This is a genomic window from Caballeronia sp. SBC1, from assembly GCF_011493005.1.
Lineage (GTDB): Bacteria > Pseudomonadota > Gammaproteobacteria > Burkholderiales > Burkholderiaceae > Caballeronia.
This window is the reverse complement of sequence record NZ_CP049157.1, coordinates 1,440,405-1,452,898: the sequence shown is the minus strand read 5'-3', so window position 1 is coordinate 1,452,898 and position 12,494 is coordinate 1,440,405. Positions and strand designations below refer to the sequence as shown.

The following is a 12,494-nucleotide window of genomic DNA, read 5'->3' as shown; positions in this document are numbered from 1 at the left end:
CACCGTCATTTCGTCGCCCACCGTCACCCCGCGAGCACCGACTCCCCCGCAAGAAGCGTGCTGCGAGTGCGGACCGGTAATTGCTGAACGTCAGGTGCTGTGCAATTTTAGCGAACGTCGTGATGTCCCCCGAACAGGAAAAATCGACCGCTTCCGCGCTCGGCTGGACATACGCCACGCCTGTTTACAGGTACGATTGAAACACGTAAAGCGCCATGAAAAAGCCGAAAATTGTCTTATCCATGACCCAGCTACAAAGCCGGGGATCAGGTGAACGCATGCGCCCTGAAGACTTCGCGGTATACGCGTCGTATCAGATCAACGCTGGCGGATTGTTTGTAGGAACGCTAAAGGTTATTAGAAAAACAGACGGCCGATTATTGTTCCCGTTCCAGGGAGCGCCGGTGCTTGGACCGTACCCGTCGCGAGAAGAGGCGCGCGAGGCGGCAGTCATGCGCGGCGAACAGATAGTCGCCAGTGATATCGCCAATCCAGAAGATTGAGAGAAATGTGCTAGCCGTGGGACGCGCGGCGTGGTCCTTGAATGCTGCGTTGCAATGGAGCGTGGCTTGATTGCGGCGAATGTAATTGCCTCGGCCGGGTCTGCATTGGCGGGACGAAGCGGGACGAAGCGGGACGAAAAAAACCGCCGGGGTCAGTTCAGATAAAGCCGGCGGCCTGATTCCTTGACGCCCGACGAGAGCGTGATACGACCTTATGCGACCTGATGCAACGTTACGCGATCGTCTGCGTAGCGACTTCATCCACCGCTTCGCGCACGATACCAACGATCTCGTCCACGTCTGCCCGCGTGGTCACGAGCGGCGGCGCGAAGCCGAGAATATCGCCGTGCGGCATGGCACGCGCGATCACCCCGCGCCGCAATGCGGCCGCCGAGACCTTTGGCCCGACCTTCAACGCTGCGTCAAAGGGCTGGCGGCCTGGCTTGTCCGCCATGAATTCAAGCGCGGCCAGCATGCCGGTCTGACGGACTTCACCCACTAGCGGATGCTGGTCAAACGCAGCATGCAATTGCGCGCCTAGATAAGCGCCAACGTCAGCCGCGTTCTGCGTGAGGTTCTCACGCTCGAGAATGTCCAGATTCGCGATGGCCGCTGCCGCGCAAATAGGGTGGCCCGAATAAGTCCAGCCGTGTCCCATTGCGCCATGTTCCTGCGAACCCTTCTCGATCACGTCCCAGACCCGCTCACCCACAATCACGCCCGACAGCGGCGCATAAGCGCTCGTGAGACCCTTCGCGACGGTGATCAGGTCCGGCAGCATGCCGTAGTGCTGCGCGCCCATTTTCGACCCGAGCCGGCCGAAGCCGCACACCACTTCATCGGAGATCAGCAAGATGTCGTGCTTCTTCAGTACCTGCTGGATCGCGGCCCAATAACCTTCCGGCGGCGCGATGATGCCGCCTGTTCCCATGACCGGTTCGCCAATGAAAGCCGCGATGGTCTCGGCGCCCTCGCGCGCGATCAGCTTCTCAAGCTCCTCCACGCAATACGCAACAAACTGCGTTTCGTTCATGCCGGCCGGCGCCTGCCGGTACCAGTGCGGACAGACCGTATGCTTCACGCGATCGATCGGCAAATCGAAATGCTGATGGAAGCTCGGCAGCCCGGTCAGGCTGCCCGTGACAATGCCCGAGCCATGATAACCACGCTGACGTGAAATGATCTTCTTCTTGTTTGGACGGCCCAAGACGTTGTTGTAATACCAGACGATCTTGATCTGTGTTTCGTTAGCGTCCGAACCGGACATGCCGTAATAAACCTTCTTCATTCCCGCCGGCGCCCAGTCGATAATCCGCGACGACAGCTCAATGATGGTGTCGGTGGAATGGCCCACATAGGTGTGGTAATACGCCAGCTTTTTGGCTTGCTCGTAGATTGCATCGGCCACTTCGGTACGGCCATAGCCAATGTTCACGCAGTACAAACCTGCGAAGGCGTCTATATAACTCTTCCCCTCGTGATCCTCTATGCGAATACCTTTCGCTCCCCGAATGATCTTGCCGGGCAGAGCGCCACTGGCGTGATCATGCGCATGGGTCGACGGGTGCATGAAGTGTGCACGGTCTTCGTTGAACAGTTGCTCGAGTTGCTGTGTCATGAGTTGCTCCTTAAATTCCTGTCATTCGTGTCATTCGATCAGGCCGTGACGCTGAGCGGCAAGCCGAGGTTGCCGAGGCAAAAATATTTGGTTTCGACGAACGGCTCGAAACCCTCCGATCCCCCTTCGCGGCCGAGGCCCGACGCCTTCATGCCGCCGAACGGGATCGGCGCGCCGGTGAACTTGACGCCGTTGACCGAGATCATTGCGAAGTCGAGCCGGCGCACCAGTTGAAAGATCGTGTCCATGCGCGTGGCGCAGATGTAAGCAGCCAGCCCGTGCTCGGTGTCGTTGGCTTTGGACACCACCTCATCCAGCGTGTTGAACGACGATATGGCTGATGTTGGCGCGAAGTTCTCTTCATCGTAAATACGCATGCCGGGCGCGGCGTCGGCCACAACGGTCGGCTCGAAGAACCACCCGCCGAGCGCATGCGCCTGGCCGCCCACGGTAATGCGCGCGCCCTTCGCCCGCGCGTCGGCCACACGCTCGGCGGTGGTATCGAACGCGGCCTGATGCATCAGCGGTCCCACTTCCACGCTCGCTTCGAAGGCTGGTCCCACCTTCAATGCGCGCACCGCTTCGCTGTATTGATGAACAAACTGTTCATACAGCGGCGCGGCCACGAAGATGCGGTTCGCCGCGCAACAATCCTGTCCCGACGTCTGGAATTTCGCACCGATGGCCACTTTGACGGCCTGATCGAGATCAGCGTCTTCCGTGACGATGAACGGCGCATTGCCGCCGAGTTCCAGCGCCAGTTTCTTGATGCCGGATTCGGCGGCCGCGCGCGCGACGAGGCCACCTACACGAGTAGATCCTGTGAAGCTGACCGCCCGCACGCGACCATCGCGTACCAGTGTTTCCATCGCCATTTGCGGCTCCCCCAGTACGACGTTGAATACGCCGGCAGGAAAGCCCGCTTCTTCCGCCAGTTGCGCCAGCGCAAGCGCCGAGAACGGGGTTTCGTGCGCGGGCTTGACGATTGCCGTGCAACCCGCCGCAAGCGCGGCAGCCGCCTTGCGGGTGATCATTGCAACCGGGAAATTCCACGGCGTGATAAGCGCGGCGACGCCGACCGGCTCCATGACCGTGCCGAGGTGGGCACCGTTGATATGCGTGGGAATCGTGCGGCCGCAGAGGCGTTTTGCGTCATTGGCGTACCACTCGACGAAGCTCGCCGCGTAGGCAATTTCCCCCCTTGATTCAGCCAAAGGCTTGCCTTGTTCCAGCGACAAAATGCCGGCCAGATCGTGTTGATGGCGCAGGATCAGTTCGTGCCAGCGCAGCAGGATCGCGCTGCGGCGTTCTTGCGGCACCCATCGCCAGGATTCGTATGCGCGGTGTGCGGCGCTGACTGCTGCTTCTATTTGCGAGCGATCCAGCATGGGCACGTGACCAATCACTTCCTGGTCGGCGGGATTCTGCACGGCGATGGTTGCCGCGCTGTCGCTATGAATCCAGCGGCCATCGACATAACAAAGCGACTTGAAAAGAACGGGATGACCCAGCAACATGAGAGGCTCCTGATTGCACTGTATGACGTCCATTTTCTTCCTCGCCGCCGCATGATTTTTTCGATGTGGCCCGCCATGCGTGACGTTTTTTCTGTCCTGCGGGTCCTTCTCGCGAGTTTTCCTTATTCCCAGTCCGGAACGCTGTCCGGCATGTTCTTCACGACCTTCGTGACGATGTACGTGAAGTAGCGCTCGATCCCGATTTCATCCATCAACAGGGAGTCAATGAAGCGCTGGTAATGATCGATATCGCGCGATACCACATGCAGCACATAGTCCACGCCACCGCCGGTCGCATAACACTGCGTTACCTCCGGCGCGGCCAGCACGCGGTCCTCGAAGCGCCGCATGTCGTGCGCGGTGTGTTTTGCCAGCGTCACTTCGACCACAATCCGGCTCGCCTTGACGGCGCCCACCCAATCGAGTTCCGCCCGATACCCATTGATAACACCGCTTTCCTCCAGCTTGCGCACGCGTTCCCACGCAGGAGAAATCGACAGGTTCACCTCCTCGGCGAGCCGCGATTTCGTGATGCGCCCATCACGCGCAAGTATTCGCAGGATGGCGATGTCATAGCGGTCGAGCTTGATCACGATCAGACGACCACCGGAATATGGCCTTCCACCACATCGGCGACCACCGCGACCGTATCGCCGATCTGCACCAGACCCGGAAAGTGCCGCGCGGCCAGCAAGCCACTCCGCCGCGCCACATATTCAACGGCGGCCGCACCGGTACGCGTAGCGTCGTAGATACGGGCCAGCACCTCGCCCTCTTCAACAAAGTTGCCCAGATGACGACACATTTCGAGCAGGCCGCTATGCTCGCTGGTGGTGTAGCAAGTGCCGTCCGGCATGTCCAGCAGCGTCGTCGTGCGGTTGTTGCCCCGCAGGTCGTCGCGTGGGGATATCCCTTCCCGGTCGATAACACCCGCATGCGCGAGAAAGCCGTACACACCCCGCTCGGCAATCGCCACGCTTGCAGCCGTCGCGGTTCCGCCGCCGCCCAGTTCAGTGGAAACGAACACCTTCCCCGCTTCTTCCACGGCGGAATCGAACAATCCAACGCTATCCAGTTCCAGCATGCGCATGGAGTAAGGCGCGCCGAACGCACGCATCGCGGCTTCGCAACGCGCCTGCTGTTGCGCGTCATTCAATACGTGAATGGCAGCAAACGGCAGGAAATCCAGCGTGCGGCCACCTGCGTGAATATCGAGCACGTAGTCAGAGATGGGCAACAAATGGCGCTGGAAATAGTCCGCTATCTTCTCGGTGACGGTGCCGTCCGGCTTCCCAGGAAAACTCCGGTTGAGGTTGCCGGAGTCTACCGACGAGGTGCGCTTACCAGCCTTGAACGCCGGATAGTTCATGAAGGGCACGACAATCACGCGCCCGGTGACATCGCTTGCCTTGAGGGTTGATGCAAGCTTGGACAGAGCGATCGGCCCTTCGTATTCGTCGCCATGATTGCCGCCCGTCAGGAGCACAGTCGGCCCCTCGCCGCGCTGGATCACAGCGATGGGAATCATGATGGCGCCCCACGCCGAATCGTCGCGGGAATACGGCAGCTTGAGGAATCCGTGCTGCTCGCCGACGGCTGCCAGATCCACCGTCGGTGTAATGGGTGACGCACGCATTGCTACTCCTTCACGAACAATTGCCGAGGCGTATTGCAGAACGTCTCCACGCCCGTGCCGGTAATCAGGATGCTTTCCGTGATTTCCAGGCCCCAGTCGTCGAGCCACAGCCCCGGCATGAAGTGAAACGTCATGCCGGGTTCGAGGACCGTCTTGTCCCCCGGGCGCAGGCTCATCGTGCGCTCGCCCCAGTCGGGCGGGTAACTCGCACCGATCGGATAACCGCAGCGGCTGTCCTTCTCAATACCGGATTTGCGCAGCACCGCAAAAAACGCGTTGGCAATGTCTTCGCAAAGATTGCCGGGCTTCGCTGCCGCGAGTCCTGCTTCTATGCCCTCCACTACGGCCTTTTCTGCATCGATGAAATGTTGCGGCGGACGGCCGAGATAAACCGTGCGCGATTGAGGACAGTGATACCGCTTGAAGCAGCCAGCAATCTCGAAGAACGTTCCTGCGTTCGAAGTGAACTCCGAGTCGTCCCAGGTCAGGTGCGGCGCGGCGGCATCCGACCCTGTTGGCAGCAAAGGGACGATCGCGGGATAGTCGCCGCCATAACCCTCCACGCCGGTGATGCCTGCCGAATAGATCTCCGCGACAAGATCACTCTTGCGCATGCCCGGCTCGACCCGATCGAGAATACGTGCGTGCATCTTCTCGACAATCCGCGCGGCCACGCGCATGTACTCGATCTCGCGCGGCGACTTGATTGCCCGCTGCCAGTTAACGAGCGCCGTGGCGTCGACCCATGTTGCTTGCGGCAGATGGTGCGTCAACGATGCGTACGCTGCGGCGCTGAAGTAGTAGTTATCCTTCTCCACGCCTATTCGACATTTATCCCAGCCGCGTGCAGCGATCACTTCACGCGACAGATAATCCATAGGATGCCGAACTTGTGACTGCACGTAGTGGTCCGGGTAGCCCACTATCTGGTCGTGATGCATGAAAACGGTGCGCTTCGCGCCGTTCGCGTCCTGTCCACGACCAAACCATACCGGCTCGCCATCCATTGGCAAGAGTACGCACTGGTGCACATAGAACGACCAGCCATCGTAGCCGGTGAGCCAGCTCATGTTGGTTGGGTCAGAGACGATCAGCAGATCGATCTCCGCTTTTTGCATCGCTCGCCGCGTCTTGGCAATGCGCGCGTCGAATTCGCTTGGTTCGAAATACAGCCGTGCGGCGGGTGCCGTTGCACGTCTCGCTTGCTCTTGTGCTTGTGCTTGTTGCGTCATGAATGACATCGTCCCCTCTCAGAGCGTCACGTCGTTGTTAAAGATGATCCCTGCGTTTTGCGCACGCGCGCGTTGGAGCGCCAACGCGGCGATCGCTGTGTCCTGCGCACCTGTTCCGGTCAAGTCGCAGACGGTGATGTCGTCGTCATGCGTGCGCCCCGGGCGACTGCCCCCAATGACGTGTCCCAACTCGGCAAAGCTGGCGTCCTCTACAACCACACCCGCCTCAATCGCGTGATGAAGCTCGCCGAGAATGCGCGTTTGCTGAAGACGGTCGCAGATATAGCGACCGGCGGCGAGAACCGCCGGCGCCAGCTCATTCTTGTGTTCGGCGTCAGATCCCATTGCGGTGATATGCAAGCCTGGATGAAGGTCCTCAACGTGTAAGAGGGGGCTCCGGCTTGGCGTGGTCGTAATGGCGATATCGGCGTGCGCAAGCGCTTCATGCACACTGGCGGCGACCTCGCAGCGGATGTCTTGCAACCCCTTCGCAAAGCTCCGCGCACGCTCCATGTCACGCGCCCAGACGGTGACATGGTCGATCTCGCGAACCAATCGCACCGCCTCCAACTGAAGATGTGCCTGCTCGCCCGCCCCGATCACGGCCACACGTCTCGCGTCCTTGTGTGCCAGCCAGCGCGCGGCGACCGCGCCCGCCGCCGCGGTGCGAACCGCAGTGAGATAACCGTTGTCGAGCAGCACGGCCTCCGTCAGTCCGGTGCGCGCCGACAGCACCAGCATGAGGCCATTGAGACTCGGCAAACCGAGAGTGGGATTATTGAAGAAACCGGGACTGACCTTGATGGCGAAACTATCGAAACGCGGCAGCCACGCGGTCTTTACATCGACTTCACCAGCATGCTCGGGAAGATCGAGACGAAGGACCGGCGGCATGGCGACGGCTTCGGTCGCGAGGGAAAGAAATGCAGATTCAATCTGATCGATCGCGGCGATATCGAGTGGTACGAGTGCGCGTAGTTGCGCCTCGCCGAGAAGTGTAATGGCGGACATGTCAAGCCTCCAGGATCAGCCGGCGATGAACGCCGATATCAATATTGACGCCGCTTATGACCAGCACGACTGGACCATGCTCACCGTTGTTGCGCTCAACACGCCCATCGAGCAGCGCGGCAATGCCCACCGCCGCCGCCCCTTCGATCACCAACCGTTCTTCGCAATACGCATGCACGATGCCGCGCGCTATGGACGCTTCATCCAGCAGGACGACGCTATCGACGAGTTCTTTTGTCAGTGCGAAGGTATGTTCGTTGTCCAGACCGATTCCACCGCCGAGCGAATCCGCAAGCGTCTCGACTTCGTCTACTAGCACTGGACGCCCCGCCGCGAGACTCGCGTGCATCGCAGCGCCGCGTTCCATGGTCACCCCGATCATCGCGACGTTGGGACGGATGCGCTTGGCGGCAAACGCGACGCCGCTAAACAAGCCACCGCCTGACAAGGGCACGACAATGCACGCCGTATCCGGCAAGGACTCCATGATCTCCAGGCCGATAGTCGCCTGGCCGGCAATCACATTGAGGTTGTCAAAAGGCGGGACGAATGCGAAGCCTTCTTCAGTGGCAAGACGCAACGCCTCCACCTGTGCTTCGTCCTGACTCCTGCCCGCGATCACGACACGCGCGCCGAGTGCCGTGACGGCATCGACCTTGTTCTTTGGCACCAGCGCCGACATGCACACGGCCGCCTCCATGCCGAGCGCACGCGCGGCGTACGCGATTGCACGTCCATGATTTCCCGTCGATGCTGTGACTACTTTTCTGATGCCGCGCTCAGCGAGGTCGCCCAGCGCGTTGGTCGCGCCACGCAGCTTGAAGCTGCCGGTCGGCTGAACGGTTTCGAGCTTCAGATAGACTTCTGTGCCGGCGATCCGCGACAGCGATGCCGACGCGAGCAGCGGCGTGTGTGTCACACGCCCTTCAATGCGGCGACGCGCGCGATAGACATCGGCAAGCGAGAGAACAGGCATGAACGGAATCGCATGAAGGAAGTAGATGCGATCGAGTCTAATGTCCTAAAAAGCGCTTTTTAATGTCCTAGTTCAATCGATGCAGCAGATGCCGGACGTTGATGCCGGGTCAACTGAAGTCGTGCACGTGCGGGTATTGCTCGAACACTTCGCCTATGGTTTCGAGCGCGGTTTTGAAGGTTTGATCGCTCACTTCAGCGCCCACGCACAGGCGCACCGCGTTCGGCCTCTCGGCGCCGCGCACGAGGAACGGATCAGGCGATGTCACCGCAATCTCCCGGTTGCGCAACTCGCGCGTGACGCGGTCCGCTTGCCAGTAATCCGGCACCTTCAACCACGCCGACAAAGCCTGCGGATGACTCCCCAGCACATAGCGCCCAAGCACTTCACGCACCATCGCCTGGCGGGTACCCAGGCGCTCACGCTGCACCTGGACCAGGCGTTGCGCGGTCCCGTCCATGATCCAGCGGGTGGCGACCTCAGCCACGGGCGAAGTCGCCATCCAGCTGCTCACGCGCAGCACGCTTTCGGCTCGCAGCGCGAGGCGTCGCGGCATGGTGAGATACCCGGTCCGCAAGCCGGTCAGTACCGACTTGGTCATGCTCGTGCAGTAAAAGGACAGCTCAGGAATCAGGCTGGCGATAGGCGTTTGCGTCTTTGCCGGCAACGCCCCATATACGTCGTCCTCGATCACGTACACGCCATAGCGTTCGGCAATGCGGGCAATCGCGCGCCGCCGGGAATCCGGCATGAGCGCTACCGTGGGGTTGTTCAGTGTCGGGGTGCAGACCAGCGCGCTGATGCGCTCGCTGTCGCACATCTCTTCGAAATGTTCGGGACGTATGCCATATTCGTCGATCTCAAGGCCCTTCAGCGTGAAGCCCAGCACATTGGCCGAGCCGATCACGCCATGGTCGGTCAGGCTCTCGCACAACACCGTATCGCCGGGGCCGACGAACGACGCCAGCGCCAGGAAGATGCCATGGGCCGCTCCATTGGTGACCAGCAGCGTCTCGGGATTCGCCGGCATGCCAAGCGTGGCGAGCCACGCCGCGCCCGCCTGCCGGTGATGCTCAAAACCCGCAATGGGCCGAAACGCGCGTATCCATGGTTGATCCTCGACAGTGGCAAGCGTCGCGCACACCTTGCGCCACATGGCGTCGTGTTCGGGGGTGTGCACGATCCGCGCAATCGAAAAGTCGATGACCTCGCGCTCAGCCGTGTCGAGCATGTATTTCGACATGGTCTCGGTCACGCGCGCCGCAACGAAGCTGCCTCGCCCCACCTCGCAACGAATCAGCCCCTGCCGCTCCAGTTCCTTGTACGCGTTCGTCACGGTCTGCACACTGATAGCCAGGTCCGACGCGACCTCGCGCTGCGGCGGCAGGCGTGCACCTGACGCAAGCGCCGCGCTTTCGATATCTTCCGCGATCGCTTTCACCAGACGTTTGTATTTCGACTCGACGCCATGCACCGTACGCACCGCGTCACGCCATCGCTCATTCACATTCGCCTCCGTTCAATAGCTCCCATAGTGGCGCAGAAGCGGTTGCGAAAATTATTGTCCTAGAGCAATTAGAACAAAAATATGGCTTTGTATGCTGCGTTCATGGCGATGTAACGCGACCTCGAATCGGGAATTAAACCAAGGGTTTGCGAGCATTTTTGCCTTTAGTGCCGCGAGCGCGCGGCGCAATCAACCACGCTACGGAAACGGAAACGGGATCGACATGAAACTCAAACGAGTGTCTGGAATGCTGGGCGCGCTGTCCATTGCTGCGGCAACGGCGGGGTTGGTAGCCCATGCAGCGGCGGCGAACGCTGAAACAACCTTGCAGCGTATTCAGCGCACGGGAGAAGTGCGCATTGGCTACGCGAACGAAAGCCCCTTTGCGTACACCACGCCGGACGGCACCGTCACCGGCGAGTCACCCGAGATTGCGAAGAAGGTGTTCGCCAAGCTCGGCGTCAAGAAGGTCGATGCCGTCCTGACTGAGTGGGGCTCGCTCATTCCCGGATTGCGCGCGGGCCGCTTCGACGTGATTGCAGCGGGCATGTATGTCACGCCGGAGCGCTGCAAGCAAGTCGCGTTCGCCAACCCTCAATACCAGATCCAGGACACCTTGCTGACGTTGAAGGGTAATCCCAAGAACCTGGGGAGTTACGCGGACGTAGCCAAGAACCCCGACACAAAACTGGCTGTCATGGCGGGCTCGGTTGAGTTGGGCTACGCACGCGACTCCGGTGTGAAGGACGGGCAATTGCTGCAAGTACCCGATACCACCGCGCAGTTGCAGGCCGTGCGTGCAAGCCGCGCGGACGCGGCCGCCGGCACCGAGCTGACCATGAAGGGACTCGCGGCGAAAGCGGGCCCGACAGTTGAAGCCATCCCCAAGTTTACCGACGATCCCAAGCACACCGGATACGGCGCGCTAGCGTTCCGCCCGGAGGACACCGACCTGCGCGACGCCGTCAACCAGCAGCTGAAAGTGTGGCTCGGTACGCCAGATCATCTCAAGACGGTCGCGCCGTTTGGCTTCGATAAAAGCAACCTGCCGGACAAGACCACCGCGCAACTTTGCGGCGGCTGACCGCCTTCCTGACTGCCTTCGTTTGACGAGCCGGCGGGTGCCGGCCCACACCACCTCACCGCATCTACGCCAAGCGAGGAATTCCATGGGCGACTTGCATGAACTCTTGCCCCTGTTGATGAAGGGCACCCTCGTCACCGTCGAGATTGCGGTGTCCGGTATCTTGCTGGCAATCGTGATGGCCGGCATGGCGACCGTCTTGCGCGCATCGGCGTGGCGTGTTGTGCGCTGGACCGCCAACGCGTACGTGGAGGTATTTCGCGGTACGTCGCTACTGGTACAGCTATTCTGGTTTTTCTTCGTGTTGCCGTTGCCGCCATTCAATCTGGAACTGACTCCGTTCACCGTTGCCATTGTTGGGCTGGGGCTGCATTACGGAGCCTATGGCTCCGAGATCCTGCGCGGTGCGTTGCGTTCGGTTCCGGGTGGGCAATATGAAGCGGCGCTTGCGTTGAACATGCCGGCGTCGACCAGGATGCGGCGCATTGTCTTGCCGCAGGCCATGATCAACGCGCTGCCACCCGCGACGAATCTGATGATCGAGTTGTTGAAAGGGACCTCGCTGGTTTCGCTGATCACCCTCTCCGATCTCACCTTCCGCGCGCGCCAGCTCGACGAAGCGACCTTCAAGACCGCTGAAATTTTTGCGCTGACGCTGCTGATCTATTTTGTCATGGCGCAGATTATGGTCACCGTCATGCGACATTTCGAACGCCGCGTCAGTCACGGCATCACCCAAAGGACGGCGAAATGAACTCCTTCTTCGACGTCAAGTACGCGGTGCACATCCTGCCTGAGCTGCTGCGTGCGTCCATGTACACCATTGGCATCACACTGGTGGGTTTTGCCATTGCGCTGGTGCTTGGCCTCGTGCTCGCTATCCTGCGACGCAGCGCCATTGCGCCGGTTGCACGGGTGACGGGCTTTTTTGTCGAGTTCATTCGCAGCACGCCGCTACTGATCCAGGTCTATGTGCTGTTCTATGTGGCCCCGCTCTACGGTCTCACTATGTCGGCACTGACCGCGGGCACCATCGGTATTGCGGTCCATTACGCGTGCTATGTGTCAGAGGTGTATCGAGCAGGATTGAATGGCGTGGCGCGCGGGCAATGGGAAGCGGCCTGTGCATTGTCACTGTCGCCGTGGCGCACGTATAGCGGCGTCATTCTTCCGCAAGCGATCCGCCCGGTCATTCCAGCGCTTGGGAATTATCTGGTCGCCATGTTCAAGGACACGCCTGTGCTCTCTGCCATCACGGTGGTCGAGCTGATGCAGCAGGCGAAAAACATCGGCTCGGAAACGTTCCGTTATCTCGAACCGATCACCATGACCGGCCTGTTCTTTTTATTGATCAGCGTGACGTTCGCCTCGGGCGTGCGTCACCTCGAACGTCGCGTGAGATTGCCATGA

The 12,494-nt window shown here is 60.5% G+C and carries 12 protein-coding genes; 4 read left to right on the top strand and 8 right to left on the bottom strand.

The features are described from left to right. The first annotated feature begins 215 nt into the window (after positions 1-215). A complete protein-coding gene (locus SBC1_RS24520) occupies positions 216-503 on the top strand; it encodes a DUF6723 family protein (protein ID WP_241202201.1) in 288 nt (95 codons plus the stop codon). A 232-nt stretch (positions 504-735) separates the two neighbouring features. Here the strand turns inward: SBC1_RS24520 and SBC1_RS24515 are convergent, their stop codons facing one another. The 8 genes from SBC1_RS24515 to SBC1_RS24480 form a co-directional block, all read right to left on the bottom strand. Then, positions 736-2,121: an aspartate aminotransferase family protein gene (locus SBC1_RS24515; RefSeq protein ID WP_165094348.1), complete on the bottom strand. Its 1,386-nt coding sequence runs from the start codon at positions 2,119-2,121 to the stop codon at positions 736-738. A gap of 38 nt (positions 2,122-2,159) precedes the next feature. Further along, positions 2,160-3,638, bottom strand: a complete 1,479-nt coding sequence (locus tag SBC1_RS24510; protein ID WP_165094351.1) for an NAD-dependent succinate-semialdehyde dehydrogenase — start codon at positions 3,636-3,638, stop codon at positions 2,160-2,162. Positions 3,639-3,760: 122 nt separating this feature from the next. Next, positions 3,761-4,231, bottom strand: a complete 471-nt coding sequence (locus tag SBC1_RS24505; RefSeq protein ID WP_165094354.1) for an Lrp/AsnC family transcriptional regulator — start codon at positions 4,229-4,231, stop codon at positions 3,761-3,763. 2 nt (positions 4,232-4,233) lie between these two features. Then, positions 4,234-5,274 (bottom strand): N(2)-acetyl-L-2,4-diaminobutanoate deacetylase DoeB, encoded by a 1,041-nt coding sequence (gene doeB / locus SBC1_RS24500; protein WP_165094358.1) that lies wholly within the window; start codon positions 5,272-5,274, stop codon positions 4,234-4,236. A gap of 2 nt (positions 5,275-5,276) precedes the next feature. Then, positions 5,277-6,506: an ectoine hydrolase DoeA gene (gene doeA, locus SBC1_RS24495; RefSeq protein WP_241202202.1), complete on the bottom strand. Its 1,230-nt coding sequence runs from the start codon at positions 6,504-6,506 to the stop codon at positions 5,277-5,279. An 18-nt stretch (positions 6,507-6,524) separates the two neighbouring features. After that, a complete protein-coding gene (locus SBC1_RS24490) occupies positions 6,525-7,517 on the bottom strand; it encodes a cyclodeaminase (protein WP_165094383.1) in 993 nt (330 codons plus the stop codon). A gap of 1 nt (position 7,518) precedes the next feature. Continuing rightward, positions 7,519-8,493 carry a hydroxyectoine utilization dehydratase EutB gene (gene eutB / locus SBC1_RS24485; protein WP_165094411.1) on the bottom strand — a complete coding sequence of 325 codons (975 nt, stop codon included), beginning with the start codon at positions 8,491-8,493 and terminating at the stop codon, positions 7,519-7,521. Between the two features lie 109 nt (positions 8,494-8,602). Next, complete coding sequence (locus SBC1_RS24480; protein ID WP_165094415.1) at positions 8,603-10,000, bottom strand: PLP-dependent aminotransferase family protein; 1,398 nt, start codon at positions 9,998-10,000, stop codon at positions 8,603-8,605. A gap of 223 nt (positions 10,001-10,223) precedes the next feature. On the opposite strand from SBC1_RS24480, the gene ehuB reads away from it, so the two are divergent. The 3 genes from ehuB to ehuD all read left to right on the top strand — a co-directional run bounded on the left by ehuB (position 10,224) and on the right by ehuD (position 12,494). Next, entirely contained in the window at positions 10,224-11,084 is an 861-nt protein-coding gene (ehuB, locus tag SBC1_RS24475; RefSeq protein WP_165094436.1) for an ectoine/hydroxyectoine ABC transporter substrate-binding protein EhuB, read from the top strand. Between the two features lie 94 nt (positions 11,085-11,178). Next, entirely contained in the window at positions 11,179-11,838 is a 660-nt protein-coding gene (gene ehuC / locus SBC1_RS24470; protein ID WP_206366109.1) for an ectoine/hydroxyectoine ABC transporter permease subunit EhuC, read from the top strand. Beyond that, positions 11,835-12,494 (top strand): ectoine/hydroxyectoine ABC transporter permease subunit EhuD, encoded by a 660-nt coding sequence (ehuD, locus tag SBC1_RS24465; protein ID WP_165094488.1) that lies wholly within the window; start codon positions 11,835-11,837, stop codon positions 12,492-12,494. Before ehuC ends, ehuD begins: the two co-directional genes overlap by 4 nt.

Coding starts and splice junctions, on each gene's coding strand:
- SBC1_RS24520 (WP_241202201.1), top strand. CDS start 216: ATGAAAAAGCCGAAAATTGTCTTATCCATGACCCAGCTACAAAGCCGG.
- SBC1_RS24515 (WP_165094348.1), bottom strand. CDS start 2,121: ATGACACAGCAACTCGAGCAACTGTTCAACGAAGACCGTGCACACTTC.
- SBC1_RS24510 (WP_165094351.1), bottom strand. CDS start 3,638: ATGTTGCTGGGTCATCCCGTTCTTTTCAAGTCGCTTTGTTATGTCGAT.
- doeB (WP_165094358.1), bottom strand. CDS start 5,274: ATGCGTGCGTCACCCATTACACCGACGGTGGATCTGGCAGCCGTCGGC.
- doeA (WP_241202202.1), bottom strand. CDS start 6,506: ATGACGCAACAAGCACAAGCACAAGAGCAAGCGAGACGTGCAACGGCA.
- SBC1_RS24490 (WP_165094383.1), bottom strand. CDS start 7,517: ATGTCCGCCATTACACTTCTCGGCGAGGCGCAACTACGCGCACTCGTA.
- eutB (WP_165094411.1), bottom strand. CDS start 8,493: ATGCCTGTTCTCTCGCTTGCCGATGTCTATCGCGCGCGTCGCCGCATT.
- ehuB (WP_165094436.1), top strand. CDS start 10,224: ATGAAACTCAAACGAGTGTCTGGAATGCTGGGCGCGCTGTCCATTGCT.
- ehuD (WP_165094488.1), top strand. CDS start 11,835: ATGAACTCCTTCTTCGACGTCAAGTACGCGGTGCACATCCTGCCTGAG.